The organism is Streptomyces sp. NBC_01808, from assembly GCF_035917395.1.
GTDB lineage: Bacteria > Actinomycetota > Actinomycetes > Streptomycetales > Streptomycetaceae > Streptomyces.
Window position 1 is genome coordinate 5557378 of record NZ_CP109072.1, and the last position, 25721, is coordinate 5583098.

Genomic DNA, 25721 nt, shown 5'->3' on the forward strand with positions numbered 1-25721 from the left:
CGCCCGAATCGCACCCCGCGAGCAGCAGCCCCGCACCGCCGGCAAGGCCGAGGAACCTCCGACGGGTCGGCCTCCGGCGATCAGCCGGGCACTCGGCCTTCGATCCACCCGGTTCCCGCATGTATGTCTCTCCCTTCACGTGGCACTTGCCGGACTGTGGCATGCCGCACGGTGTGCGGTGCGTCGTCAGGAAGGTCCGTAAGAGGACTGCCGCAGAACGTGGTACCGGTGTTCATGACCGCGGGTGCGCCCGGTGCGCACCTGAATGTTGTAGTACACGTGAAATTCCTGGTTCTCCCCGTGGAACAGGTCGGCCCGGGTGCCCGACTTGCCGATGTTGGCCATGATCCGCCGATGGAATCGTATGTTGCCGAACTCCAGGCTCGCCATCGCGCGCGCGTGGTAACTCGCGGGTGTGATTCCTTCGGCTGCGGCCAGTTCTTCGGTATGGCCGATATGGGCGTGCGCTTCGATGTGTTCGCGCGTGGCCTCCGTGGCGGCGTGGATGATCTCGAACACCGCGGTTCCCATCAGGCGGCTGCTGCCGCGCTCCCGCACGCTCTTGTGATAGGGGTTCAGAAGGACCGTCCGGCTTCGCGGATGCCACTCGCCAACGCTTCGGTCCAGGGTGCGGCCAAAGCGCACGGTTATGGGGCCGGCGCTCGCACGGGCGGCTTGGAAATCTGCGTCGGGGAGATTGGCGATGTACTGGGTGACCCGACTCATCAAACGCCAGTTGGTAGCTTCCTCGAAAAGGGTCTGACCTACGACGGCTCGATAGCCGGTTTTGCGGGGAACGGCAGGACTCGATACCCGAGAAATATTCGGTTCGTGGTGTTCAGTCATGGACGTCCGTTTTCCAGTCAGGTGGTGAGTGCACGCTCTGCCGCAGCGCCGCCTGTGGGGGACAACGGCTCGCTTCGGTCTGTGGTTCACCCACGACTCGCGGAGCGTGACGTACGTGGTCAGGGCGCTGGTCCGTCCTGCACTCGTTCGTCCAGGTCACGGAGTTTCCGGCGGATCTCCTCGACGTCCGGATGGCCGATCGCCTCGAAGGCCGCGAGCGCCTGCCGCCAGGTGGTGTGGGCGCCCTCCGGGTCGCCGGTGTCGAGGAGGACGTCGCCGAGGTGGTCGAGGGTGCCGCCCTCGACCCAGCGGTTGCCGACGTCCCGGTGCACCTCAAGCGCCTGGCGGTAGTGCTCGATCGCGTCGTCGTGGCGGTGGAGCCGGTAGTGGACCGTGCCGAGGATGTCGAGCGTGATGCCCTCGACCCAGCGGTCGCCGATGGCGCGCAGGACGGTCAGCGCCTCCCGGAGGTGGTCGGTGGCCTCGTCGTACCGGCCGAGCCGCTGGTAGGCGTCGCCGAGGTTGGCCAGGACGATGCCCTGGCCCCAGGGGTTGCCGCTGGCGCGGTGGAGTACCAGCGCGCGGCGGCCGTACTCGACGGCCTTGTCGTACCGGCCGGCCTCAAGAAACGTGTGGCCCAGGTTGGACAGGGCCCGGGACCTGCCGCGGGTGTCCCCGAGTTCCCGCCAGAGTGTCATCGATCGGCGGAGGTGGACGACGGCCTCGTCGAACTGGCGCATCGATGTCAGCGCGGCGGCTTTGTCGTCGTGGCTCCATGCCTGGCCGATGTGCTCGTCGGTGTCGTGGGTGGCGTGGAGGGAGGTGGTGGCGGTGTCGAGCCAGTCGTGGAGGTGGCTGCGGAGGTAGAAGAATCCCCAGAGTGCGGCGGTCAGTCGCCATGCCATGTCTGGTCGGTCGGTTGCTGCGGCCTGGTGTACGGCGGCGACGAGGTTGGGGCGTTCGGTCTCGCACCATTCCAGGGCCTGGTCGTGGGTGGTGAAGGCCAGTGGACGGCAGTGGGGGGGCAGGGGTGTGAGGGGGATGCGGCGGCGGTGGGGGGCGAGGTGGGGGTAGGCGGCGTCGGCGGTGTGCAGGTACCAGGACAGCAGCCGCTCGGTCGCCCGCTTTCGCTCCTCTTGCGTGTCGTTGGTCTGTGCGCGTTCGGTGGCGTAGATGCGCAGGAGGTCGTGCTGGGTGTAGCGGCCTGGTGCGTGCTCGGTGAGCAGGTGGGCGCGGGTGAGTTCGGTCAGCAGACAGTGGGTCTCGCGCAGGGGGAGCCCGGCCAGGGCGGCTGCGGCGGGTGCGGAGATGTCGCGCCCGGTGTGCAGGCCCAGCAGCCGGAACAGCCGGGAGGCGGGCGCGGTGAGTGCCGCGTAGGAGGAGGAGAACACCGCCCGTACGTCCGTACTGAGGTCACCGCCGGTGAAAGCATCGAGGCTGCCCCGGTTGTCACGCAGCTCCCCGGCGATGGCGCTGAGAGAGAACCCGGGGTGGGCGGCGGCCCTCGCGGCGGCGATGGCCAGGGCCAGCGGCAGCCGGGCGCAGCGGTCGATGATCTCCTTCACCGCCCGGGGTTCGGCGGCCAGCCGGGCGGCGCCCAGGCGGCGCATCAGGAAGCTGTACGCCTCATCCGCTGTCAGCGGGTCCAGCGTCAGCGGCTGCGCCCCGTTGTTGACGATCAGTCCGGTGAGCTGGCTGCGGCTGGTCACGATCACCAGACAACCCGGCGCACCCGGCAGCAACGGCCGCACATGCTCGCTGTCACGGGCGTTGTCCAAAACGATGAGCATCCGCCGCTTGGCGAGCAGACTGCGGTACAACGCCGCCTGCGCCTCCACAGCCGCCGGTATACGCCGCGCGGGAACCCCCAGCGCATCAAGGAAGACACGCACCGCCTCCGCCGGCGGCACCGCAGAGCCCACCGGGTCGAAACCGCGCAGATTGATGTACAACTGCCCATCCGGATAACGATGCGCAACCCGATGCGCCCAGTGCACCGCAAGAGCCGTCTTCCCGATACCCGCCATCCCACCGATCACCGTGATCACCACCGCGGCCGGCTGCTCCCCCTCACCGGGCAACAACCCCCCAGCCCGCTCCAGCTCAGCCCCCCGACCCGCGAAAGCAACCAGATCGGCAGGCAGTTGCGCAGGGCGGAGTGGAAGCTTGGCCGCCGCGGACGTCCCGTCCCCGGACTCCGGATCGGGGGATGACTGGTCGGGGGGGAGCTGTGCCGGCCGGGGCGCCTGCCCGGTGGCCGCGGGCCCCGTCGGATCGGCCTCCTCTCCCGGCACGGAGGGGGCAAGTGACACGTCGGCCGACAGAATGCGGTGACGCAGCTTCTTCAGCGACGCACCGGGCTCGATGCCCAGCTCCGTTACCAGGGTGCGGCGCGTGCTGCGGTATGCCGCCAGTGCCTCGGCCCGCCGCCCGGACCGGTACAGCGCCAGCATGAGCAGCCAGCACAGCCGTTCCCGCAGCGGGTGCTCACCGGTCAGCACGCCCAGCTCGGCGATCACCTCGCTGTGCCGGCCGAGCTGGAGATCGACCTCCAGGCGGGTCTCCCGCACGGTGAGCCGCTTCTCGGCCAGCCGGGAGCGCTCAGCCTCGGCCAGCGGCCCCGGCAGGCCGGCCAGCGGCGTGCCCTCCCACCCGTCCAGCGCGGCTCGCAGCAACTCCGCAGCGGCCTGCACCTCATTCCCGGCGCGCAGCCGCTTCGCCCCGGCGACCCGCTGCTCGAACACGCCCAGGTCCAGGGCGTGATCGGGAACGCGCGCCAGATACCCGTCCGCGGCCGAGACGATCACTTGGTACGACCCGCCGGCGGCGTGCCCGGGTTCCAGTGCCTTGCGCAGCCGCGAGGCGTAGGTGCGCAGCACGGACACGGCCGCGGGCGGTGGCCCGTCACCCCATACGGCGTCCACGAGTTCGGCGACGGTGACAGGCCGCCCACGTCGTAGCAACAGGGCCGCCAGCACTGCTCGTTGCTGTGGGGAGCCCAGCTCCACTGCGCGTTCACCGTGCCATGCCCTCACCGGCCCCAGTACGGCGAAGCGCAGCGATTCCTCGTAGGCTCCCGGCCCCTCCCGGTGATCTGCCCCCCGCATGGTCTGTGGACCGATCATGTCCGATGGACCACGTGTTGCCTTCATGATGATCACTTCCTCAGCGGTCGGTTGGCTGATGCTCAGCCGGAGGAGCCGGGCGGGTTTGACGCGACCGCCGCCCGTCGGGGTCCAGTGGCAGCCACAGGGATGCGTAGCGGCCGGGCACGCGCGGTGCCGGTCAGCCTGATGTCTGGGTTACGGGCTCGCCTCAAGGAGGTGTGCCGGGATCATCTCGTCGGCGGCGACCGGTGGTCCGAGGACGATCTGTCCGTTTGCGGCGGCTGCCCTGCCCAGGGCTTCGGGGGTGACGGCCCAGTCGGCGGGCTTGGGCCGGGACCGGTTCCAGCCGGCGTCGCGGAAGAAGCCCTCCATGCCCGAGGGGGTGGCGACGGCGAGCATGTCGACGTTGTCGGAGCTGAAGCGGTAGGCGTGGGGGACGTTGCGGGGCAGGAAGGCGACGCCGCCGGCGTGGAGTTCGAAACGGCGGTCGCCGATCCAGACCAGGCCGCCGCCGCTGAGCATCACGAAGATCTCGTCCTCGTGGGGGTGTACGTGTACCGGTGAGGCGGTGGGGGTCGGCACGGTCGACCGGAACATGCTCAGGTGGCCGCCGGTGTGCTTCGCGTTCAGCAGGACTTCCATGATCCCGCCACCGATCCACTCCAACTGCTCGTGCTCACCGGCCTGGGCCACATAGGGAGAACTCACTGCGATCCTTCCTCGGTCCAACTGACGATCACTGCGGATGCTGGGATACGCCGCTCTGGTACGTGGCACCCCGGAAATCCGGGGGCCTTCATCGAGCGGATGTACCGGCTCAGTCAGTCAGGACTCGCGGACGTTACAGATCGCATCTCGGTGGGACTGCCGACGTGCCCGTTGCCGCCGGAGCTGGTGGTGGACCGGGTGGTGGGCCCGGGGAAGAGACACGCCGCTGACCGTCCCCTCACGCAGGAGAGGGACGGGCCGCGGCGTGTGTACGGTCGTCGGGTCGGCTCAGCAGACGCTGGAGAGCAGGTTGGCGAACGCCGCGAACGCGGCCTTGGTCCCCGGTCCGGCGATCCCGTCGACGGTACCGGCGTCATAGTGCAAGGCGTGGAAAAACCTCTGCGCCGCCTTCCAACTGTCGGTACCCAGCGGGCGGGCTGGTTTCGTTGCTTGGGCATGGTGGAGTCCCGGCACGGGGTCGGGTTCTCCAAGGTCTTTCGGGTCGTGGGCGGTCAGGGGTTTGCTGGTCAGCCGAAGGGCCTCCTGCGCCGATGGCGACAACTGCCGTGCGTCCCCCACCAGTTCACCCACACCGGGACCAACGACCCAGAACACCTACTGTTTCGGATCAATATGTCGTGTGCTTCGAGGGCGTCGTGTGCGTGGGAACAGCTCCCCTGGCACGCAGGCGCGGAACCGCCGGCGGCCCGCCCGACGCCTCGCCAACCCGGATCAGAGGACTACCGGAAAGGGCGATCGGACCTCTACCAACCCGTTCAGGGCGCTATGCGAATCTCGCGCGCGAATCTCACCCATGGCCGCATGTGCCCAACCGGATATGCAGCCACGCTTGACCAGGTGGTGCCCTTCCTTTCAACGCGCGGATGGTGGCTCCTGCACTCCACAACGGACGACAGCGGAACCCGGTTCAAAGCCACGCTGCGTCCCAGACCTGCACACTTTGCGTGATGGCCGCGGACGAGCCGTACGACGCGCATGCAACCTGCGGTGCATGGTCGAGGCTTGACAGCGGCCCGCATTTCATGGAACGGTCGAGAAGCTGGTATGTCAGCGTGACTTCAGCACGTGCTCGGGCGGCGCCTCCGGGGGCTCGGCAGCACTGAAATCCGGTTCTGGGATTCTCCTGGTAGGGGAGAGTGCTTCAAGGGGTATTGCTCGATAGGCCCTCTGAGCTATTGGCAATAACCATGCGCGGTTTCATTCGTCTTGCTCCAGATCATCCATCCATCATGCGGCCTAGGTCAGGTGTATGCAGAATGGCAGGAGAATTTGACGGGAAGGTGGCGGTCGTCACCGGTGGCAGCCGTGGTATCGGTGCTGCGGTGGCAAACCGGTTCGCGCAGGAGGGTGCATCCGTAGTCATCGGGTATAACAGCAGTGCTGATGAGGCGCATGCGCTCAAAGAAGAACTCAAGACAGCGGGCGCACGATGTATCGCCGTGCGATCCGATGTTGTTGAAACGGAAGAGGTTGCCGCTCTGATGAACAAGGCCGTCGACGCCTTCGGGCGGCTCGACATTCTGGCTGCGTGCGCGGGCATATCTCACTTCGGAGCTCTGCCGACGCTGAGCCCACAGGCGGCGGACCAGGTCTTTGCGGTCAACATGCGAGGTCAGCTCTTCGCAGCCCAGCACGCCGCACATCACATGGCCGACGGCGGGCGTATCATCCTCACCTCCTCCAACGCTGCGCGCCGCGCGGTCTTCGAGCACACTTTGTACACCGCGAGCAAGGCCGCAGTCGATGCAATGGTGCGCTGCTTGTCGATCGAACTCGGTCAGCGTGGCATCACCATCAACGCGGTGGCCCCGGGTGCTACAGCTACCGCCATGGTGGCGCAGAACGCAGCCAAGTACCAGCCGCCTGGCATGAATCTTACGGCTGAGGAATGGCTTGACGTCAGTTATGCGTTGGATCGGCTTGCCACACCCGCCGAAGTCGCCGGCGCCTATGCGTTCCTGGCAGGAAAAGATGCCGCGTACATCAGCGGGCGCACGCTACCGGTGGAGAGTTGCGTCTTCTAAGCTTAAGCTGAGAGATAGTTTCTGATCGCCCGGTCCGCATGTGGCAGCGATGCTGACGGCCAGGGCTCATTGCTCCCGTTGAACCGTTTGCGGCGCGAGTCCGTGGTGCCCGGTTGAAGGAGGACTCTGTTCCGCGCTACTCCCTCTCATCTGCCGGAGTTGAGCAGCAAATTTGGGTCAGATTCCGGGTACTGCACCTTGGTTCACCCTGCGTGTCCAGGCATGACCTGATCCGGCCGGATCGCCGTGCGAGGCGGGCAGTTGCGGCGCACAGCTCCTGACGCTGACCCGAACCTGCTCCAAGAACCGAGGCCGACGCCCCTCTCGGGGCGCCGACCTCGGCCCGGTTGGGCCCGAACCGTTCTCTGCGGGTCGCGTCCATGCCCGCCCTCGTCGTGCACCACGGACCGGAGAATCCGTCGGCCCCGGATCGACCACGGGCCGAGATCCTGTGGTCCGTCGGGCTGTGGGGGCCCATCGTCCACTCCGGATCCGATGCCCTTCACGCTACCGCTCCGAGCCCTCCCCACGGCCAGGGAACCTCATGGTCCCGGATCGTTCCGTGCTCGACGTCCCGCACGAGGACGCTGAGCACGGGTGCCAGCGGGCTACGGCCCACGCCCGGGGGCGCGGCGACCGGGACGCGCTGTGGCCGGCGCGGCTGCGCTCCGATGCGTCAGCGTCTCCTCGCCGGTGACGGTGGCCTCGTGGGCTGTCGGGCCTGCGGGGTGTCGGACGAAGGCCGGCCGAAGGATTGCTCCTGACCAGAGGGCAGGTATGAGTACGCCGGAGGGGGAGGGAAGGCCGGAGGGGGACCCACCGGTTGCTGCATGGACGCCACTACGGCTCATCCCTTCTCCACCACAGCCGTCTGAGCTCGGTTGAAGCCCCTCGCCTCCTCGTTGAACACATCCATCATCCGCGGGGTACTCCGCCACTCCTGGCTCTTCTTCTCCCACGTCCTCCCGTACGCCAGCCCCGTGTCACGTACAGCATCCAAGTCCTGGCGCAAGCTCTGCGCGTGCTGACTGTCATACTCCGCCCGTTCTTGAGTCCGGTGGGCCGCCGGCCTCTCGCGATCGATCTGCGTCAGCCGCTGGCTCAGACGATCTTGCGCCCGCCTGACCGGTGCTGCGGCCCCCGCCAGTTGCGCCCTCACGTAGTCCCTGACTTGCCTATCGTCCCACCACAGCAGGTTTGCCTTGGTGGTCAGGTGGTCCATTGTTGGCAGTGTTGGCATGTACTCTCCTGTCGACAGCGAGGCCAGCCCGCCCCGGAACTCCCTCTGTACGACTACACACGAAACCAGGGCGAAGAGAGTTCACTCGTGCCGGCCGGGCCGTCGGCGTCGTGCGGTGCCGGCGTCTGCCGGGACGGTGAGACGGGCTGCCCTATGCTTGCTGCGGGAACGGCGCCACGGCGCCAACGCCGACATAGGGGGCGGTTGTGGGGGCGCGTGCGGGGGTCCCGCCTGACGAGGTGCTGGTCGCGCGCCTGCGGGCGGGCGACGAGGAAGCCTTCGCGCTCGTGCTGGACGCCTGGTCGGCGCGGATGGTGCGGCTGGCCATGTCCTTTGTCTCGACGCGGGATTCGGCCGAGGAAGTCGTCCAGGAGACCTGGCTGGCAGTGATCAGAGGGATCGACCGCTTCGAGGGCAGGTCGGCGCTGAAGACCTGGGTCTACCGCATCCTGGTCAACACCGCCAAGGCGCGCGGGGTCCGCGAGCACCGGACGGTGCCGTTCACGAGTCTGCTGCCGGAGGACGAGGAACCGACCGTCGATCCGTCGAGGTTCCAGTCGTCCTCCGAGCCGCACCCGGGCCACTGGACGTCCGCCGGGAAGCCGCCGCCCTGGCAGACCCCCGAGGGAGAGGCGCTGCGCGGCGAGGCCCGGGCGGTGATCACCGCGGCGCTGGCCGATCTGCCGGCTCGGCTGCGGACCGTCATCACCCTGCGGGACGTTGAGGGGTACGGGTCGGAAGAGGTGTGCTCGCTGCTGGAGATCTCGCCCGGAAACCAGCGGGTGTTGCTGCACCGCGCGCGGGCCGCTGTCCGCGCCCGGCTGGAGGAGTACTTCACGGGCGCGCAGCCGCCTGCGTTGCGCGCGGCGCCAGAAGCGGGAGGGACCTGAGCCCATGACGTGTGCCGAGTTCGTCGATCTGGTCACGGAGTTCCTCGACGGCGCGCTCCCGCCGGGGCAGGAGATGCGCTTCGTCGAGCACCTCGCCTCGTGCGACGGGTGCGAGACGTACCTCGGCCAGTTCCGCCAGACCGTCGCGACGCTGGGCGAGCTTCCCGCCGAGTCGATCCCGGAAGAGGCGCGGGAGATGCTGCTGACCGCGTTCCAGGACTGGCGGCAAGGCTGAGCCGCCCGCGGGACACGCCGCCGGGCCCGCCGCACGCGCAGCGGCCGGCCCGGCGGGGTCCGCGGAGTCGGGGACCGGGTTACCGGATGACCGCCAGACCGGACGTGCCCGCAGGCAGGCCGGAGATCGGGACGACCGGGCTGCCGAGCCTGCCGCCGTCCTTGAGCGGGATGGCGCTGACGTGACCCTGGCTGCTGTCCAGGACCCACAGGACGTGGCCGCCGACCGCGGCGTCGATCGGGGCGCCGCCCGGGGTCGCGGCGGCGCCGTCGATCAGCTTGAGCGATCCGTCCGGCTGCACGGCGAGGGACGACATCGTGCCGGAACCGGCGTTGGCCACGTATGCGTACCGCCCGGTCTCGTCGACGGCCACCCAGCAGGCGGCGCTCTGCCCGGTCGGGATCGCGGGCGTGGTGTTGCGCACGCGGTCGTGCTCCACCTCGTACCCCGTCACGGTGCTGCCGCCCGCCTCGCCCGCCGAGGCGTTGGACACCACCGCGACCCCGCCGCGTCCGAAGGCGAAGCCGAACGGGGTGACGCCGGTGGCCGCGGTGGCCCTGGCCGGGCCGGGGCGGCCGAAGGCGTCCAGCGGGAGGACGTCGATGGTGTGGGTGTTCCGCTCGGTCACGATGAGCGCCCGGCCGCCCGGGACGACCCCGATCTGTGCGGGGTTCGAGCCCTGGGACGACAGTGGACGGCTGCCCCTGGTCACCAGGCGGTCGCCCAGCAGCCGGAACGCCGTGACCGTATCGCCGCCCACGACGTACACGCCGCTGCCGCGGGTGGCCACGCTCACCGGGTTCTCACCGGTCTTGGCCGAGTCGAGCAGGTGCAGTTGCCCGTCGGGGCGGACCGCGAAGGCCGACACAGTCGCCGAGCCCTGATTGACCGCGAACAGATGGTCGCCGTCGGCACTGGCCGTCACCGCACCCTGGGAACCGAGCCCGGCGCCACTTCCGCTGCCGCCGGTGGCGAATGCCCCGATCTCCGACCCGTCGGACCGGAACGCGAGCACGGCATTGCCGTCGGCGGCGTTGCTCTGCACGTAAACGTTCATTCCGCCGTTCCCGTGATGGGCATGACCTTGGCCGTGCTCGCCGGCGTGCACTGGTGCCGTGAACCCGGCCGCCCCGGCGACCGAAGCGGCAGCCGCCACGGTGACGGTCAGGGTGCGCAAGGCGCTTCTTCTGGAGATCACTGTGCTCCTCAGTTGACTGTGGGCCGTTGATCGGCCACTGCGTAGCCGACGGGTGGCGTGCCGCCCGGCGCGCAGTCGCGGCGCCGGCCGGAGCTCCTCGTGGCGACGGCAGATTCAGTGTCCGGATACCGCCCCGCGTTACAGGCGCGACGTGGGCCGTAGGCAGAGCACCGCGCCGGCCGCGCCGGCCGGGCCCGGCGTCCTGGTGCTCGACGGCGAGGGCCGTAGGCGCCGGCCCTCGCGTATGAGCTGACCGTGCGGCTTCTTCAGTCCGGGCCGTGACGGTCAAGGGCTGTGTGGTAAGCGCGGTTGGGCTGCCAGTACATGGGGTCGAACGCGCCGGCGGCGTGATGGTAGGCGAGGATCATCGTCGGCCTGTCGTCCTCGCTGACGCCTGCCCATTCCGCCTCGGGGCCCGGTTCGGCATGGTGCCCGTATGGTGCTGCCGCCTGTGGTGTCGACCAGGCGGCGGCGGAAGCTGCGACCGGTACGCTCCGGCCCTCCTCCCCGATCGGGGAGGGGCTACGTACCGCGGCCGGGGCGTCGTTGGGGAACAGCAGCGTGCCCTTGCGATGTCTGCCCTGTCGTCGCGGGGCGGGTTGTGCGGCGTCGCCGCGGCGACCGTGGTCATCCGCGTGCTGGTCATGAAGGCCGCGAAGTGGAGAACGAGCGAGGTGGCCGCGAGGAAGCCGAAGACCAGGGGCCGCCACTGTTCCCGGCGCAGCAGGCCGCGCTCTCCGCGCGCGACCCGCACGGCTTCACGGCGGCGCAGCATCAGCAGGAACAGTCCGAGCGTGGCGAAGCCCAGGGCGTTGCGCCAGAAGGCCATGGCGAGAGGTGAGGCGTGGAGCAGACGCTTCCGATCAGGCGAAAACCTTGCGCCGGTAACGCTTCAAGGCGATCGGGCCAACCCTGGACATCACCGCGAACACCGCAGTGCTCATGGCTTTCTTGAACAGAGCACGGTGCTCGCTGGAGGCATCCTGCAGCAGCATCCCGAACAACACGGGAATTCTCGTACGGGGTACGTTGCCGAGCCCTTTGCCGGCGACGTCGGCCCACTCGTCGGCGGTCAGATACCGGTCGATGAGCGGGAGTATCTTCTCCTCCTCGGCATCGAGGTGCCGGCCGAGCGGTGCAAGAACTCCGTCGATCGCGTCAGCGAGCGCGTCGCGGTCCTCCGCCGTGCCCGACACCCGCCACAGGGCGATCCGGCGTTCGGTGGCCCGGAGCATCGCCTCAACGGTCTGGTGCCGTGACCGCATCAGTTCGACGACGGGCGCCACGTCCTGCGGCCCCCGGCTTGCCAACGTGGGCCAGCAGTGGTGGTCCTCGCTGCGGTGATGTGCATGCACCAGATCAACCACCAGAGCGACGTGATCGGCGACGATCTGCGTCCGTGCCCGGTCAGGCGCCGAAACACCACGGATCAGCGCCGGCAGCGCATCGAACTCACGCCGGAACATGGTGTGGACCGCGTACACGCCCCTGCTGTCCGCAGGTTGCGGTTTGTGCTTTGCCATGGCTTCCTTGCGTACGTACACGAGAGGTGAGGGCTGGACAAAGTCACCACGTGGCAGAGCCGCGATTCCTACCCGGGCTACACGGCCGGCAGAAACGTCACTCTCGATGGCTATCAGCGTGAACGTCGCCCCGTAGGGTGGGAAGGGGACGTTCTGGCCGTCCTGGCTGGCGGGGATGTGGGCCGGCTCTCTGTGGAGGGGACGGGTCGTTCTCCCTGCGCACTCGGCGCGTGGCTGGAAACCGCAGATGCGATGGCGGTATTGGCGTGGCTGTGGCCCTGGATGGCGTCGGCCAGTGCCGAGGGCGAATAGCCCAGTTCTTTTTTGACCATCGTCACGATCTCGTGCTGGGTCATCTGGTGTCGCATGGCAGCCATCTGTGCCGCATCGCGTTGCATAATCGTTCGCGCGGCAGCTTCTGCCGGAGACAGGGGTGCCGGCGCAGGCTCAGGCGCCGAAGTCTGACCCTTCTCTGCATGTGCCGGAGGCGCGGCTGACGGGGCTGGCATCTGCAGAGGCGGCACGTGATGGCTGGGGGACATCTGCTCCCGGAACTGTTGTACTTCGTCAGCCAACTCCCGTGCCCTTTGTGTCAACTCCCGTACCTTTTGCGTCAACTTGAGGATTCGCTCCTGCCCGGGCGTCGGTGGCTGTGCTCTCGCTGCTTCCAGCACATCAGGTGGCCAGTGCCGTTCCCTCGTTTCCTCCGCTACTTGCAGCTCAAGCTCGCGAAGGCTCATCTCTTCATGCTCTGTTCCCAGGAGTTGCAGGCGCTGGGAGCCCGATGGCGTTGGGGAGGGCTGCTGAGCGAGCAACGCCTTGCCGAAATTGAACAGCTCGGTGCAGAATTGCTGCAACCCGCGCTGTCCCTCGCGTTGCGACACCTGCTCGAACTGCGCTTGTTCCAGAGGCTCTTCCCGCCAGGGAAGCGCCAGCCATGCCCCTTTCCGCAGCTCGATCAGGACCTTCCGCCGCTCCAACAGCCCCGACAACTGCTTGAGCACATTATTCAGTTTCCGCTCTGGACCACTGTCGGCAGGCCGTTGGGTGTCAGCCATCTCACCTCACCGGTCCCTTCCCACAACGGCATCCGCTGCTGCGGGGAAGCCTCTGCACAGCAGTCATGTGGTAGTCGTTCAACGGCACAGCACCCTCCGGCAGCCGAACATCGCGCAGTCCAGTGGTGACAACGCATCACCTGCCGATCCGGTTCAAAACCGGCTGCCGGGTGCGTGCGGTCACGTAGACAGGTCCGAGCCTGCCGATTGCCGCCTTCGCCCGCCTCCGCCGTTGCCACAGCGCCTGCTGGACGGGGCCGATCCGGGCGGCCCTCGCGGCGGTGGTCTCCGGGACCGGTGCGGCGCGGGTGGGGTGCGGGTCATGCCGGGAGGTCCCGTACCGCCGGGGAGTCGATCGGATCCGGCCGTCGAGGATCTCCCTCCGCCGGGGCAGGGGGGCCGCGACCTCCCGGTCGTGATCCCGGTGTACGCCCAGAACCACGCCTCACCGGACGCGGCCGTGGACACCCCGGAGGTCGAGGTGCCCTTCGACGACGGCGATACCTGGCAGCAGGTGGAGTCGCCGGAGTCCGAGGACGGCTGGGCCGCGGGTGTCGATCAACCGGTGGACGCGAAGTTCGTTTCGCGGCGCGGGGGTGCGTCTGACGCGGAGGGCAGCGGTGAGCCAGACCATCCTCAGGGCGTACGCGCCAGCGCAGCACCGGTTGGGGTTGCTTCCTGCGGCCCCGGCCGCGTGCCGGTGGGCGCGCACGACCGTGGAGCCAACCGAGACCAGCGGTGACGGGGCCGGCGCGTCGGTGCCCTCGTGGGGAGGGCGGTTACCGGGTGGCTTTGGTGATGTGGCGGGGGGACGTCAAGAGTGGCGGGACGCGGGCCCTCGGGTGAACCGTTGGCGGCGCGGGGCCGTTGTTGCTTGCCGGAATGCCAGGTCAGGTCGGAACTCCCTCGGCGGCAAAGGCGACGAGGTGTGCCCGGTCCTGGCCGGCAGCGAAAACCCTCGCCGGGCAAGAGGTCGCCGGCGGTTCCCACGATTCCACATCGCACGGTGCCGGTCCCCACGGTCGCAGCGTTGGCACCAGGCCCTGCACACGGGTCTGGACGTTAGAGGCTGTTTCCGTTTGGGTGCACCGGCGCTAGCAGAAGGAGAGCGCAGGCCATGCCCACAGAGGCGCCAGGGTGGTTGCAGGCTCCGGGGTTGTCACGGCAGCAGTGGTTCCGATGTCGGCGCTGGCCGGCGTCCCGCCGGGGGTGGGTGCGGGCATGCGGGCAGCCACCGTGATCATGAATGCTTCCCCGCAGACCCGGCAAACCATCGCAGCTTGACCTCAATCCCAAGGAGACGCATGCCAAAGAATCAACCGCAGAAAGGCCGTGGTCCCGAGCGGGAAGTGATGATCGGGGCGTTGAATGAGTGGGCGGCATCCGGTCTGAGTAGAAACGAGTTCGTGCAAGGGTACAACCAAAGAAACCCCGGCAGGGAAATCACTGAAACCCTCTTCCGTAACTGGGCAAAACGCGCGGAACGCGACCCGCTCCTCTTTGATGGCGTGGAAGATGGGGCGTTGCGGCGGGCGCAAGATCGCGTTCGTAGATTCAGTGAGCAGGAGAAAGCGGATGTGCTGGATTCATTGGGGGCATCCGGCCAGGGAATAATTGGGTTCGTGAGGGACTATAACAAAAAGAACCCTGGCAGGACGATATCCGAAGCTGGCGTCCGCAGGTGGAAAGCCGCGCGAGAACAGGGGAACCAGGGGGGAGTGGTGGCTCCGTCGCGGTTCGAGTCGTTCGGCGACCGTCCCGTGCAACCCGTGCAACCCGTGCAACTGCCTCAGCAGCGGGGTCAGCCGGTGGCTGCCCCGTACGGGGGCGGGGGTGAGGGGTGGGTCCCTGCGGCGACGGGGCAACTCGGTGCGTCGTCCGTCGCCGCGCCCACAGAGCCGTCAGCGCCCTGGCCGCACGACCCGTGGTGCGGAGCTGGCTCAGAGTCGGGGTCGGGGGAGGAGTGGGCTGCCGGCCGGGCCGGCTCCTTGCACACCGGGCACGGCCAGTCGTCTGCTCCTCCGAGCCCGATCGCCGCCGTGAACCCGGCCGAGCTCCTTTACGAGCGGGGTGGCCGGACCGCCTTCGGTGAGGGCTTCGCCGGTCCATCCCAGACCGCCGGCCACTCCCAGTCCCCCCCGGCCGCCTACAGCACGCCTTACGCCGTCAGCTACACCCCGCGCAGCCCGATCGCCTACAGCCAGAGTTTCGGCACGCCCGCCGGCTATGCCAGCGGCGGGTATGCGGGGCAGGGGAGCGGGTCCAGTGCGCCTCAATCGCCCCCTCCGGGCCACGGGTACACCGGTAAGGGAAATGCGCAACGGCCCGGCAGGTGATGCGAACGTGGCCGGGACCTGACTGTGGCGGTCTGGTTCCGCCAGTTCATGTTGCTGGGCATTCTGCTTGTCAGCGTGCAGGGCCGGGAGCGGACACCATGGCTTCTTGCAGGCCCGGCAAACTCTCACAGCTTGACCTCAATCCCAAGGAGAACGCATGCCAACGAATCAATCGCGCGATCTTTACAGCTTGGCGGTGAAGATTGATGTGGTGAAAAAATGGGCGGCGTCCGGTGAGAGTAAAACAGTGTTCGCGGAGCAGTATAGTGAAGAAACCGGCACGAAAATCAGTCGACACAACGTCAGAGATTGGGCGACTGCCGCGCAAAAGCATCCGCATCTATTTCGTGGCGTGGACCCAGTAGCGTTGAAAGCGGCGCAAGATCGTTCCTCCGATAAGAAGGCGGCGGAGTTGGTGAATGCGTGGGTGGCGTCCGGTAAGAATTTCCCAGCGTTCGCGGAGCAGTATAGTGAAGAAACCGGCACGACAATCAGTCGATACAGCGTCAGAAATTGGGTGGCTGCCGCGCAAGGCGATCCGGATCGATTTCCTAGCGTGGACCAAGTAGCGTTGAAAGCGGCGCGAGATGGTTCCTCCGATAAGAAGGTGGCGGAGGTGGTGAATGCGTGGGTGGCGTCCGGTACGAGTTTGACAGCGTTCGCGGAGCAGTATAGTGAAGAAACCGGCACGACAATCAGTCGATACAAAGTCGGAGAATGGGTGGCAGCCGCGCAAGGCGATCCGGATCGATTTCCTGACGTGGACCAAGTAGCGTTGAAAGCGGCACGAGATCGCCCGAGAAATTCCAGTGCACAGGACAAGGAGCGTGTGCTGAAGGAATTTTCGACATCGGGTCAGAGTCAGCGTGCCTTCGTAGAGAGTTATAACCGAGAGAATCCGGGCGGGACAATAACCCAACCGCGCCTCAGTAGGTGGCTGAAAGCCGCGGGAGAACAGGGGAACCGGGGGGGAGCGATAGCTTCCTCGCAGGGGCAGTCGTTCGACAGCAGTGCCGCGCAAGATCCGTCAGCGTCCTGGTTGCGCAACCCCTGGTTGGGATACGGCTCAGAGTCGGAGGGGGAGGAGTCGTCTGCCGGCCCGGCCGACTTCCTGTACACCGGGTACGGCCGGCCGTCTGCTCACGCCGGCGGCAGCGGGCAGGGGCAGGTTCCCGGCAGTTTCCGCCTACCGAACCCGCCCACCGTGAACCCGGCCCTCCTCACTCATGCTGATCCGGTGCCTGACCGGACCGGCTCCGGCGGGGACTTCGCCGATGATGTATCCCAGACCGCTAGCCACCCCCCGTACCCCGCGACCGCCTACAGCCCGAGCTTCGCCGGCACGCCCGGCACCGTCAGCTACAGCCAGTACGGCCCGATCGCCTACAGCCAGAGCTTCGGCACGCCCGGTACTGCGCAACCGCCCCCTCAGGACCACGGGCACACCCGGCCGAGGGGGAAGGGGCACCGCAGGTGATGCGAACGTGGCCGGGACCTGACTGAGCCGGCGATGGTCCCACGGGACCGCCGGACTCCTTGTGGAAGGGGCTGGTCAGCAGGCCGGGTAGGGCGGCGAAGGGGCGCGTCGGAGACGACGGTGAAGAGGACTCACGGCGGCGGCGAGCCGTCGGTTCGCATCCGGCGGAGGCTCCGCCTGCGTCCTCTCGCGGCAGCGGGCCGGCCGACGACTTCCGGCCCGTCCGCGGGTCTGCCTCGGTGGCAGGTACGGAGCTTCCAGTCCGGCGGCCCTCGGCTGCGCGGTGACTGTGATCAGGAACCGCAGCGAGGAGCTGACAGGCGAGCTGCGATATCGAAGCGACCCGCCGCCGGTGGTGCGGCTGCTGGTCCTGGCGACGTTCGTGGTGATCCTCAACGAGGCCATCATGGTCAACGCGATCCCGCGGCTGATGGAGTCGATGCACGTCACCGAGCAGTCGGGGCAGTGGGTGTCCACGGCGTGCATGCTCACCATGGCCGCGGTGATCTCCGTCACGGGCTGGTTCCCGAAGCGGGTCATGACCCGCCGGGCCTACGCGGTCGCCATGGGCACGTTCCTCACGGGCACCCTCGTGTCCGCGGTCGCGCCGACGTTCGCGGTGCTGCTGGCCGGCTGGATCGTGCAGGCCGCCGGCACGGCGGTGATGATGCCGCCGCTGATGGCGGTCGTCCCCGCGCAGCATCGCGGCAATTTGATGGGGCACGTCACGCTGGCGATGTCGACGGGGCCCGCGCTCGGGCCGACCGTGTCCGGGCTCATCCTGCAAGTCGGCTCCTGGCGGGCCGCTGTTCGTGGTGGAACTGCCGCTCGCGGCCGCGGCGACCGTGCTCGGGCTGCGCAAGCTGGAGGACATCGGCGAGCCGCAGGTCAGCTCCATCGACTGGGGCAGCGTCGGCGTAACGACGCTCGGCTTCGGCGGTCTGGTCTACGGCCCGAGCCTGATCGGCGAGAGTGATCGCAGGATGCTCGGCATCGGCCTCGCCGCCGCCGGGATCGCGGCCATCGCCGTCGTTGACCCCATCGGCGTCCCAGGTCGATGGGGAGAGGAAGACCGAGAGGAGTTCCTCACCCGCCGGAGCCAGACACCAACCACTTGGACGAAACGACCCCTACGCTACAGCGGCATCGGCTGTCCGCTTCTCGTCTACCGGGGACGGTGCCCAGCGATGAATCTCAGACGGCGGTCGGCCACTCGCTTCGGTGCTGGGCCGCCTGGGACACCGCGAAGTGCGCCGCGCCCCGGCCCGCCAGGTACGCAGCCACCGAGGTCGGTATCACGTCCGGGTAGTCCGCGTTGCGCACGTCCCGCAACGAGGCCGTTCCGTCGAACATCGCAATCTGGTACTGCAGCGCTACGTACGCGACCACGCTGGAGGCCGTGAACTGCCGACGCGCGATTTCCGCGCGCAGGTCGTCAAGCGTGCCCCTGCGCACCAGTTCCCACCGCCGCCCTGACGCCGCTTCGATCTCGTTCCGTAGCTCCAGCATGGAAAGCTGCTGGCCGACCACGTGCACCTCGCGGCCCGCGGTCTTCGGGTCGAGCGCGATCACGGCCGTGAACGCGGCGGTGTCCGGAATCGTGGTGATGTCGATCGGGCGCATGCCGTCGCCCCAGACCGAGAACGTGCCCGCGGCCGGGTCGAGCACCTCGTGGACCGGGCCAAGAAAATATTCCGGGAACGCGCCGATCGCCACCGATGTGCGCGCGACCGTCGAGGTCGCGAACGCGTCGGCGAACACTCGGCGCAGGTCGGACAGGACGTTGATGCCGTAGCCGTACCCGAAGAGGTTGACCGAGAAGTCGGACGGAATCATGCGGTGTACGCCGCCCCGCTCCGCGGCGCGCAGCAGCTCCCGCTGCCCGTCGATGATGACCTCCGGCCCGCCTTGGACGGCGGACACCACGACCTCCGCACCGTCGACGTGCCGCTGCAGTGTGTCGGCACCGTCTGCCAGGTCGCCGACGCACAGCGTCAGTTTCGGGTGTGCCGCCAGCTTGTCCGTCGAGGACTGACGGACCAGCGCGCGTACGTCCGCGCCGCGCTCCAGAAGGTTCTTCACGATCAGGCTGCCGAGGCTTCCGGTGGCGCCCGCCACCAGTACTGTCGTCATTGCGGTTACTCCTTGTTCGATCTGCTTGTGGATGGTCAGCCGCCCGGTGCGGCGTCGCGATATCCGGGCGGCTGATCCTCGGGTTCTCTCCGAGGGGCGGTGGAGGTGTTCCGGGTGCCTGCGGCGGTGGGCGCGGTCGGTCAAGCCCCGGCGGGCAAGCGCGTATGCCTGGGGATGCTGCCGAACTTGCCGGAATGGAAGTCGCGGTAGGCGTCGTCGCCCGGCGGAATGATCAGCGCACTGTGGTCGGACATGGGGGTCGGACCGATGTCCACCTTGGTGACAACCCGGTCCACCCGTCGCTCCGTCGGCGCGGTTCGTGCGGTCATGGTGCCCTCCTTCTCGCCGGCCCGGGTCAAGCATCCAGCCCGGCGGCCTGCATCGACAAAGAGCACCGAAGTTACTTATCCTGGAGAAGTGACTGAATCGCCTGACTCCCCTGTCGACGAGGAGAGCTGCCACCGCATCCTGCGCGCGCTCGACATCATCGGGGTGCGCTGGACGGGACCGATCCTGCTCGCCGGGGCCCGGGGTGCCCGCCGGTTCAAGGAGTACCGCGCTCTGGTCCCGGGCATCTCGGATCCGCAGCTCACACTGCGACTCAAGCAGTTGCAGAGCCGCGGGCTCATGGAACGCACAGTCGTCCCCAGCACGCCGGTCCAGATCACGTACGCCCTCACTCCCGACGCTGAAGAGCTGATCTCCGCCCTTCAGCCGTTGTCGCACTGGAGCGAACGGAATCTCCCCACGCGAAGCGAGACATGACGCGGAATGACTTCCTGCCTCACCCGGATCCACCGGCCCGCTTCACGGTTGATCACCTCTGGTGACCGGGTCGGTGTCCTGGACAGGGTCGAACCTGCGACGCCTGCGTGAGGAGTGGGATCGAATCGGGAGGGTGGTCCGTCCGTGGTGTCGTCAGCGGCTCTGCCGGCGCCGCCACACGTGTCGGCCCGCCGTCGCGGCCGTGCCCGCCGCGACGGCTGCCATCACCACGGTCAGGCCCTGCGGATAGTCGAGGGGCAGCACCGACGGGTCCGCCGGCTTGCCGGGGCGCAGCAGCACTGGCAGCGTCACCAGCGTGACCGTCGCCGCGGTCAGCAGTCCGGCCCGCCACACGCCGCGCAGCCTCCTTCCGGCCAGCAGCAGTCCGACGGCGAACACCGCCGGCGCCAGCAGCCCGTCGTGCAGAATCAACGTGCCGCCGGCCCACACCAGTACATCCCGGACGGTGCCCGCCCGGGTCTCGGTGAGCAGGTACTCGACGCCGACCGCCCCCATGCCCAGGCCCGCGACACCCAGCAGCAGGCGCACCGCGGTCATCGCACTCAGTCTCATGCGGAGATCACTTCCAGTCGGGTGACCCACTTGGTCTGCAGGACACCGGGGCGGTTGGGGGCGATGACGCGGGCCGGATAGCCGTGGTCCGGCGACAGGACTTCGCCGTTGAGCCGAAGCGCCAGCAGCGTCAGGTCGTCGCGGGTGTACGTGCGGTCCATCTCCGTGACGGCGTATCCGCCGCGGGTCTGCAGTGAGACGACGCGCAGCCGTGCCCCGTCGGGGAGCCCGGCCCGCTCCAGCAGGTCCTTGATCCGCACGCCCTCCCAGTGGGCCGACTTCGACCAGCCCTCGACGCAGGCGATCGGCAGCGTCGCGGAGTGCTGCGGGAGGGCACGTAGCTGATCGAGCGTCAGCTCGTAGCCGGCCGGGCCGCCGACGCTCAGCCGCCAGTCCGCCACGGCCTGGCGGCCGATGCCGGCGGCGCGTGCCGTGCGGTTGACCGGCAGCCCCTGCTGACCGTGGTCGGGATGGCGTGGGGCGAGCAGGTTCAGGGGGGCCAGCGGGGTCACCGACTGGCCCGCCGTCACGACGGTCACCGTGCCCACGGCTACGCCGAGACCGACCAGCAGAGACCTGCGGTCGGCCGCTACGGCACGGGGCTCGGCGCCCTCGGCCGGCGTGCCCGGCGTGCCCTGCCGGGCCGCCTCGTCCGCTCCCGCCGCCGCCTCGGGCCCGGCCGCGACGACCGCCGCCTCGGGCCCGGCCGCCGCGACCGCCGGCTCCGGCTCGGCCGCCACCCGGGGGCGGCGCCAATGGGCCACGATCTGCGGCATCTTCACGCCCAGGTGCACCAGCAGCGCGCCGACGATCACCCAGGCAAGGGCGTAGTGCACCAGCCGGAAGGAGAACGGCCAGGGATACCACTTGGCGGTGTTGAGCAGCCCCATGAACAGCTCCAGGGTCATCGCCCCGACCAGCACCGCGATCGACAGGCGCTCCAGCGCGTGCCCGACACCGCGCACCGGAGGCCACTCGTACAGCCGCGGATACACCGTCCACAGCTTCACCAGCAGCAGCGGGATCGCCGCGATCCCGCTGATCACATGGAGCGCCTGGGTGACGCGATACCCCGACACCGGCCTGGTCGGCAGGTGCCCGATCAGCCACCCCGGCGGCTCCTGCAGCAGATGGCTCACCAGCCCGGTGAGGAAACAGATCAGCACGGCGAGCCCGAGCAGCCGTCCCACAACAGTGGCGGTGCGGGGCTCGTGCAGGCGCCCGGAGAACGAGGGAGGACGGATACGCGATTGCATGTTCCTATCCGACTCCCCCGGCAAGAGCATTCACAGGTTTTGCCTCCTTACGAAACTCTGACCGCGCCGAAAGCGTCCAGAGAAGGCCAGCAGATGCACGCACAGTTCATGGTCCGTAACAGCGCTCATAAATTCAGGAGGGGGGTGATTCCTCGGGAACTCACCGCTTCGACCGGTCCCGGGATTCGAAGTTTCTTACCCTTGGCGCTGGTGAGATGGGTGGTTCTCGTTGCCCTCGCTCGTGGGGGATGAAGCAACACTCGCGACGAGCACGCGGGTCGACGGCCGGTCAGGACCCCTGCGCAGCGGGGCGCGGCCGTTCGTGCTCGGTGGTGACGGCGCGCGCGGCCTTCTCGCGGCGCAGTTCGTCGGCCTCGTCGCGGACGGCGTCGAGCCGGACTTCGAGCATGTCGACGCGCCCGCGGTAGCGCTCCAGTTCGGCCCGGACGAGTTGGGCGTCCGCCACCTGGCGGGCCGTCTCCTCGCGGATCGCCGCGGTCTGCGCGGCGAACTGCTCCTGTGCGGCATCGAGCGTGGCGACGGCCATGTCGCCCGCCTCCTCGGCGAGCAAGGCCCGCTCCTCGGCGACCAGGATGCGCTGCGCGAAGGCGCGGGTGACCGTCTCGATCCGGGCCTCGGCCGCCGCGGAGTCCGTGATGACCGCCAGCTCCTCGATGTAGGCGGGCAGATCGGTGGAGAGCTGCTTGATGAGCGCCACGAGGGCGTCGCGTGACCGAGCGGCATGGTCGCCGTCGACCATCGATGCCGACGTCATTGCCGTCACCTCACCGTTCGCGGCTTCGGCCGTCGCCTGCTGTGACGCATCGGCGACGAGGGCTGCCGCAGGCCGCGGGGGCGCCGCATCGGCGTCCGGGACCTGCCCGGACACCTGGGTCTCCGTGGCCGCCTCCGTGGCCGCCTCCGTGGCCGCCTCCTTCGCCTCGGCTGCCGCGCGCTTGTCCTCCTTGCGCTGCTGCCGCTTGGCGCGGAATTTCCTGAACGCGCCGAGTGCGTTGTGCTCGGGATGCTCGCAGAAGTGGGGCGCCGGGCCCTGCGCGCCGGGGGCGGGCGGCTCGGGCGGGTTGGTGCAGCCCGGGTAGGCGCAGGTGGGGACGGTCTCGACGGATTCGACGGTCATGTTCGGCCTCTCGTTGCTGAGGTGCTGGCGGTACTCGGGCTTAGCGGTATTCGGGATTCTCGAAGTCGAACCGGAACCCGGCGTCCCACTGCGACCGCTGGTTGCCGTGCGCCGGAACGCCGCCGGCGTCCTTGAGCAGCCGGGCCAGATGCAGCAGGTTCCACGTCATGAACGTGGTGTTCCTGTTGGTGAAGTCGTTGCCGGGACCGCCGGAGCCCGGGTCGAGGTAGGAGGGGCCCGGTCCGGCCTCTCCCAGCCAGGCCGCGTCCGCCTGCGGCGGGATCGTGTAGCCCAGGTGCTGGAGGCTGTACAGGATGTTCATGGCGCAGTGCTTGGCGCCGTCCTCGTTGCCGGTGATCAGACAGCCGCCCACACGCCCGTAGTAGGCGTACTGACCGGCGTCGTTGAGCAGGCCCGAGCAGGCGTACAGCCGCTCGATGACCAGCTTGGCGACCGAGCTGTTGTCACCCAGCCAGATCGGCCCGGCGATGACGAGGATGTCGGCGGCCATCACCTGCTGGTAGATCGACGGCCATGCGTCACGTTCCCAGCCGTGCTCGGTCATGTCCGGCCACACCCCGGTGGCGATCTCATGGTCGATCGGCCGGAGGAGCTCGACGTGAACCCCCTGCTTCTCCATGATCTGCGAGCTGACGTCGATCAGGCCTTGTGTGTGACTGCGCTCCGGGCTCCTCTTCAACGTGCAGTTGAGGAACAGCGCACGCAGGTCGTCGTAGTCCATGCTCCTCAGTGCGACTCGCGCGCCGATCGTTACATGGTTGCTCTTGGTGGCGATCTGGGCCTGGGCGATCACGGCGCGTTCGCCGTGAACGAGGGTGGTAGAGAAGGTGCACGGCCGCGCACACGGCGCGGGTCCGGGACCGCCTGGAGGAACCCCGGCGAGCGCGGCGAGGCGGTCGGAGTCCTGGCCGGGGTCCCGCACCTGGTCGAGGTGGCGGACGAGGGCGGCGATCGGGGCCGCATCGGCGTCATCGCCCACGCTGCCCTCGTCCTCGACAACGGCTGGAAATGAACGACGTTGTGAACACGTCGTTCAGGCATTGGGTATCCTGGTGGGCTGGTGGAAGAGCGGAAGAGCGAGGTCAGGCAGGTGTCATGTGACGAGTTCGTTGAGCTGGTGACCGCTTTTCTCGACGGCGCCATGGACGAGCCGGCCGAGCTTCGTTTCCTCGTGCACCTGTCTCGGTGCGGTGACTGCGAGACCTATCTCGAGCAGGTCAAGCAGACCGTCGCGATGCTGGGTGAGCTGCCCGAGACCCGCCTGACCACGGAGACGCGCGACCACCTGCGGTGCGTATTCCGATCGTTGCGGCAAGGCTGACGGACCCGGCCGCAGCCCGATGTGCACGGCTGCGCATGTTCTTACCGGGAGATGAACGGATGCAGCAGCCGGCGATCGCACGCGCCGGCCTGCCCTAAGCTGACCTCCTGAGTTGACCCCCTACGTTGACGGTCGGCAAGGAGAGGCGAATGGCGGGCGCACGCGAACTGCCAGCGGACGAGGTCCTGGTCCAGCGGCTGCGTGACGGTGACGAGGAGACGTTCGCCCTGGTGCTGGATGCCTGGTCGGGCGGCATGCTCCGGCTGGCCAGGTCATTCGTGTCGACCAAGGCATCCGCGGAGGAGGCCGTCCAGGACACCTGGCTGGCGGTCATCAGGGGGATCGGCGACTTCGAAGGCCGTTCGTCCCTGAAGACGTGGGTGTACCGGATCCTGGTCCGCACGGCGAAGGCGCGCGGTACGAAGGAGAGCAGGACCGTTCCCTTCGCCAGCCTGCTGCCGGAGGAGGAAGGGCCGACGGTGGATGCCTCACGGTTCCGTGGCCCCGGCGAGGAGTACCCCGGGCACTGGGCCGTCGGGCAGGAACCGCGTCCCTGGAACCTTCCCGAGGACCACGTGCTGCGCGGCGAAGTCCTCGGGGTGATATCCGAGGCGCTCGACGAACTGCCGGACCGCCTCCGCACGGTGATCACACTTCGCGACGTCGCAGGGTACGGCTCGGAGGAAGTGTGCTCCCTGCTGGAGATCTCGCCAGGCAACCAACGCGTCCTCCTCCATCGGGCCAGGGCCTTCCTGCGCCGTAAACTGGAGGGCTACGTGCCCAGTGCCTATGACGTCGCGGCGGGAGGAGACGAGCGTGGACTGCGTTGACTTCGTAGAACTCGTGACCGATTTCCTCGAGGGCGCTCTGCCCGAAGGAGAGGAGCGGCGCTTCGTCGAGCACCTGGCGGAATGCCCCGGGTGCGAGCGTTACCTCGATCAATTCCGGCAGACGATCGCCACGACGGGCGAGCTGACCCCGGACAGCATCTCACCGGACGCCAGGCGGCAACTGCTCAGCGCTTTCAAGGACTGGCGGCGGCAGTGATCCTCTTCACCCGGTAGCGCCTCTGTGTGTCAAGCGGCTTGAGTGAGGTGGTTCCGTTGATCTCGTTTCATGATCCGGTAGACCACGTTGGAGGGGTGCCGCTTGAGGGCCCTGTGGGTCTCCGAAGGCGTCTTCCCCACATCGATCCTGCGCAGCAGTCCTGCCCGCGCCCGTCGTCGCGGATCTGGCAGACGGCGAGGGTATGCAGGACCGAGTTCAGATGATTTTGGCGGTCGTGTCCTGCCGGGGGCGTTGAGGGCTGGGAGGGTGAACCTTCGGGCGGGCGGAGCCGTAGTGACGGTGTACCCCCTTCGCCGAGGCGGGAGGCGTGGGCGGGGTTCCGTGCCGAGAGGAGATCGTTGTGCAACGCCAGGAGGAACGTCGGAAACAGGCCGATGCTGAGCGTGCGGTCCAGTTGCGGGAACACTTCGAATCGCAACCCCGGAATCCCGACGGAACCGGCAGATTGCCCAGCTGGAATACCCCCCTAGGGAGGTTCCTGCACAACGCGCGCCCCGGTAGCGATGGCCAGATGAGGTCCGCGGTGGCGCAGGTGCTGGGGGACTACGGGTATGGAGACCGGGTGACGCCCGTCCCCAACCAGCCTGGCAGGGTGGATAAGTTCAAATTCCAACCCGCTGGCACTCGTGTGGTACGGACCGACGATGAGGTCGCGGCTGAGCTGAAGAAATTCTTCGATGCGCAGGATGTGCCGGCCGGTCAACGTCCCGCATTGCCCCCCGACCAATCGCGCCTGGAAGAGTATCTGACTCGCAGGCACCCGGGGAAGAATACCTTTCTGGG

25 protein-coding genes are annotated in these 25721 nt (G+C 68.3%); 11 read left to right on the forward strand and 14 right to left on the reverse strand.

Annotated features, from left to right (window positions below; translation table 11 throughout):
* Nucleotides 1-186 precede the first annotated feature (186 nt).
* The 4 genes from OG946_RS24715 to OG946_RS24730 all read right to left on the reverse strand — a co-directional run bounded on the left by OG946_RS24715 (nt 187) and on the right by OG946_RS24730 (nt 5252).
* Nucleotides 187-846 carry a hypothetical protein gene (locus OG946_RS24715; RefSeq protein ID WP_326798198.1) on the reverse strand — a complete coding sequence of 220 codons (660 nt, stop codon included), beginning with the start codon at nt 844-846 and terminating at the stop codon, nt 187-189.
* 119 nt (nt 847-965) lie between these two features.
* Nucleotides 966-3953 carry an AfsR/SARP family transcriptional regulator gene (locus OG946_RS24720; RefSeq protein ID WP_326798199.1) on the reverse strand — a complete coding sequence of 996 codons (2988 nt, stop codon included), beginning with the start codon at nt 3951-3953 and terminating at the stop codon, nt 966-968.
* 195 nt (nt 3954-4148) lie between these two features.
* Entirely contained in the window at nt 4149-4661 is a 513-nt protein-coding gene (locus OG946_RS24725; protein ID WP_326798200.1) for a cupin domain-containing protein, read from the reverse strand.
* 288 nt (nt 4662-4949) lie between these two features.
* The gene (locus OG946_RS24730) at nt 4950-5252 is read right to left on the reverse strand and encodes a hypothetical protein (protein ID WP_326798201.1); all 303 of its coding nucleotides are present in this window, start codon (nt 5250-5252) and stop codon (nt 4950-4952) included.
* Nucleotides 5253-5938: 686 nt separating this feature from the next.
* On the opposite strand from OG946_RS24730, the gene OG946_RS24735 reads away from it, so the two are divergent.
* Nucleotides 5939-6706, forward strand: a complete 768-nt coding sequence (locus OG946_RS24735; RefSeq protein ID WP_326798202.1) for an SDR family NAD(P)-dependent oxidoreductase — start codon at nt 5939-5941, stop codon at nt 6704-6706.
* Between the two features lie 847 nt (nt 6707-7553).
* On the opposite strand, the gene OG946_RS24740 is transcribed toward OG946_RS24735, so the two are convergent.
* A complete protein-coding gene (locus OG946_RS24740) occupies nt 7554-7928 on the reverse strand; it encodes a hypothetical protein (protein ID WP_326798203.1) in 375 nt (124 codons plus the stop codon).
* Between the two features lie 257 nt (nt 7929-8185).
* Here OG946_RS24740 and OG946_RS24745 point away from each other — a divergent pair, with 257 nt between their 5' ends.
* Together OG946_RS24745 and OG946_RS24750 are read left to right on the forward strand one after the other, a co-directional pair.
* Nucleotides 8186-8836, forward strand: coding sequence for an RNA polymerase sigma factor (locus OG946_RS24745; protein WP_326798204.1), 651 nt, complete (start codon nt 8186-8188; stop codon nt 8834-8836).
* Between the two features lie 4 nt (nt 8837-8840).
* A complete protein-coding gene (locus tag OG946_RS24750; protein ID WP_326798205.1) occupies nt 8841-9071 on the forward strand; it encodes an anti-sigma factor family protein in 231 nt (76 codons plus the stop codon).
* A gap of 79 nt (nt 9072-9150) precedes the next feature.
* On the opposite strand, the gene OG946_RS24755 is transcribed toward OG946_RS24750, so the two are convergent.
* On the reverse strand, nt 9151-10128 hold the full coding sequence (locus tag OG946_RS24755; protein WP_326798206.1) for a lactonase family protein: 978 nt from the start codon (nt 10126-10128) through the stop codon (nt 9151-9153).
* Nucleotides 10129-10927: 799 nt separating this feature from the next.
* Here OG946_RS24755 and OG946_RS24760 point away from each other — a divergent pair.
* Complete coding sequence (locus tag OG946_RS24760) at nt 10928-11110, forward strand: hypothetical protein (RefSeq protein WP_326798207.1); 183 nt, start codon at nt 10928-10930, stop codon at nt 11108-11110.
* 22 nt (nt 11111-11132) lie between these two features.
* Here OG946_RS24760 and OG946_RS24765 read toward each other — a convergent pair whose 3' ends face one another.
* Both OG946_RS24765 and OG946_RS24770 read right to left on the reverse strand, forming a co-directional pair.
* On the reverse strand, nt 11133-11792 hold the full coding sequence (locus OG946_RS24765; RefSeq protein WP_326798208.1) for a hemerythrin domain-containing protein: 660 nt from the start codon (nt 11790-11792) through the stop codon (nt 11133-11135).
* Nucleotides 11793-11905: 113 nt separating this feature from the next.
* Nucleotides 11906-12850, reverse strand: a complete 945-nt coding sequence (locus OG946_RS24770) for a hypothetical protein (protein ID WP_326798209.1) — start codon at nt 12848-12850, stop codon at nt 11906-11908.
* Between the two features lie 415 nt (nt 12851-13265).
* On the opposite strand from OG946_RS24770, the gene OG946_RS24775 reads away from it, so the two are divergent.
* The 3 genes from OG946_RS24775 (at nt 13266) to OG946_RS24785 (ending at nt 17639) form a co-directional block, all read left to right on the forward strand.
* Nucleotides 13266-13592, forward strand: coding sequence for a hypothetical protein (locus tag OG946_RS24775; protein ID WP_326798210.1), 327 nt, complete (start codon nt 13266-13268; stop codon nt 13590-13592).
* A gap of 1751 nt (nt 13593-15343) precedes the next feature.
* Nucleotides 15344-16663, forward strand: a complete 1320-nt coding sequence (locus tag OG946_RS24780; protein WP_326798211.1) for a hypothetical protein — start codon at nt 15344-15346, stop codon at nt 16661-16663.
* Between the two features lie 289 nt (nt 16664-16952).
* Nucleotides 16953-17639: an MFS transporter gene (locus OG946_RS24785; protein WP_326798212.1), complete on the forward strand. Its 687-nt coding sequence runs from the start codon at nt 16953-16955 to the stop codon at nt 17637-17639.
* Nucleotides 17640-17857: 218 nt separating this feature from the next.
* Here the strand turns inward: OG946_RS24785 and OG946_RS24790 are convergent, their stop codons facing one another.
* Nucleotides 17858-18781 (reverse strand): NmrA family NAD(P)-binding protein, encoded by a 924-nt coding sequence (locus OG946_RS24790; RefSeq protein ID WP_326798213.1) that lies wholly within the window; start codon nt 18779-18781, stop codon nt 17858-17860.
* Nucleotides 18782-18936: 155 nt separating this feature from the next.
* Nucleotides 18937-19125 carry a hypothetical protein gene (locus OG946_RS24795; protein ID WP_326798214.1) on the reverse strand — a complete coding sequence of 63 codons (189 nt, stop codon included), beginning with the start codon at nt 19123-19125 and terminating at the stop codon, nt 18937-18939.
* 88 nt (nt 19126-19213) lie between these two features.
* Here OG946_RS24795 and OG946_RS24800 point away from each other — a divergent pair, with 88 nt between their 5' ends.
* Entirely contained in the window at nt 19214-19561 is a 348-nt protein-coding gene (locus tag OG946_RS24800; RefSeq protein WP_326798215.1) for a winged helix-turn-helix transcriptional regulator, read from the forward strand.
* 153 nt (nt 19562-19714) lie between these two features.
* Here the strand turns inward: OG946_RS24800 and OG946_RS24805 are convergent, their stop codons facing one another.
* From OG946_RS24805 to OG946_RS24820, 4 genes are all read right to left on the reverse strand, one after another.
* Nucleotides 19715-20119: a hypothetical protein gene (locus tag OG946_RS24805; RefSeq protein ID WP_326798216.1), complete on the reverse strand. Its 405-nt coding sequence runs from the start codon at nt 20117-20119 to the stop codon at nt 19715-19717.
* An 11-nt stretch (nt 20120-20130) separates the two neighbouring features.
* Nucleotides 20131-21390, reverse strand: a complete 1260-nt coding sequence (locus OG946_RS24810; RefSeq protein ID WP_442814472.1) for a molybdopterin-dependent oxidoreductase — start codon at nt 21388-21390, stop codon at nt 20131-20133.
* A gap of 289 nt (nt 21391-21679) precedes the next feature.
* Nucleotides 21680-22528: a hypothetical protein gene (locus tag OG946_RS24815; RefSeq protein WP_326798218.1), complete on the reverse strand. Its 849-nt coding sequence runs from the start codon at nt 22526-22528 to the stop codon at nt 21680-21682.
* A gap of 40 nt (nt 22529-22568) precedes the next feature.
* Entirely contained in the window at nt 22569-23270 is a 702-nt protein-coding gene (locus OG946_RS24820; RefSeq protein ID WP_326800360.1) for a flavodoxin family protein, read from the reverse strand.
* Nucleotides 23271-23609: 339 nt separating this feature from the next.
* Here OG946_RS24820 and OG946_RS24825 point away from each other — a divergent pair, with 339 nt between their 5' ends.
* The 3 genes from OG946_RS24825 (at nt 23610) to OG946_RS24835 (ending at nt 24917) form a co-directional block, all read left to right on the forward strand.
* Entirely contained in the window at nt 23610-23870 is a 261-nt protein-coding gene (locus OG946_RS24825; protein WP_326798219.1) for an anti-sigma factor family protein, read from the forward strand.
* 149 nt (nt 23871-24019) lie between these two features.
* Nucleotides 24020-24700, forward strand: coding sequence for an RNA polymerase sigma factor (locus tag OG946_RS24830; protein ID WP_326798220.1), 681 nt, complete (start codon nt 24020-24022; stop codon nt 24698-24700).
* Nucleotides 24687-24917, forward strand: a complete 231-nt coding sequence (locus tag OG946_RS24835; RefSeq protein WP_326798221.1) for an anti-sigma factor family protein — start codon at nt 24687-24689, stop codon at nt 24915-24917. Before OG946_RS24830 ends, OG946_RS24835 begins: the two co-directional genes overlap by 14 nt.
* The last annotated feature ends 804 nt before the right edge of the window (nt 24918-25721 follow it).

Bases quoted from the DNA above. Each gene is read 5' to 3' on its own strand.
- OG946_RS24715 (WP_326798198.1), bottom strand. From the start codon at position 846: ATGACTGAACACCACGAACCGAATATTTCTCGGGTATCGAGTCCTGCC.
- OG946_RS24720 (WP_326798199.1), bottom strand. From the start codon at position 3,953: ATGCGGGGGGCAGATCACCGGGAGGGGCCGGGAGCCTACGAGGAATCG.
- OG946_RS24735 (WP_326798202.1), top strand. From the start codon at position 5,939: ATGGCAGGAGAATTTGACGGGAAGGTGGCGGTCGTCACCGGTGGCAGC.
- OG946_RS24740 (WP_326798203.1), bottom strand. From the start codon at position 7,928: ATGGACCACCTGACCACCAAGGCAAACCTGCTGTGGTGGGACGATAGG.
- OG946_RS24750 (WP_326798205.1), top strand. From the start codon at position 8,841: ATGACGTGTGCCGAGTTCGTCGATCTGGTCACGGAGTTCCTCGACGGC.
- OG946_RS24755 (WP_326798206.1), bottom strand. From the start codon at position 10,128: ATGAACGTTTACGTGCAGAGCAACGCCGCCGACGGCAATGCCGTGCTC.
- OG946_RS24765 (WP_326798208.1), bottom strand. From the start codon at position 11,792: ATGGCAAAGCACAAACCGCAACCTGCGGACAGCAGGGGCGTGTACGCG.
- OG946_RS24770 (WP_326798209.1), bottom strand. From the start codon at position 12,850: ATGGCTGACACCCAACGGCCTGCCGACAGTGGTCCAGAGCGGAAACTG.
- OG946_RS24780 (WP_326798211.1), top strand. From the start codon at position 15,344: ATGCCAACGAATCAATCGCGCGATCTTTACAGCTTGGCGGTGAAGATT.
- OG946_RS24795 (WP_326798214.1), bottom strand. From the start codon at position 19,125: ATGACCGCACGAACCGCGCCGACGGAGCGACGGGTGGACCGGGTTGTC.
- OG946_RS24805 (WP_326798216.1), bottom strand. From the start codon at position 20,119: ATGACCGCGGTGCGCCTGCTGCTGGGTGTCGCGGGCCTGGGCATGGGG.
- OG946_RS24810 (WP_442814472.1), bottom strand. From the start codon at position 21,390: ATGCAATCGCGTATCCGTCCTCCCTCGTTCTCCGGGCGCCTGCACGAG.
- OG946_RS24815 (WP_326798218.1), bottom strand. From the start codon at position 22,528: ATGACCGTCGAATCCGTCGAGACCGTCCCCACCTGCGCCTACCCGGGC.
- OG946_RS24820 (WP_326800360.1), bottom strand. From the start codon at position 23,270: ATGGACTACGACGACCTGCGTGCGCTGTTCCTCAACTGCACGTTGAAG.
- OG946_RS24830 (WP_326798220.1), top strand. From the start codon at position 24,020: ATGGCGGGCGCACGCGAACTGCCAGCGGACGAGGTCCTGGTCCAGCGG.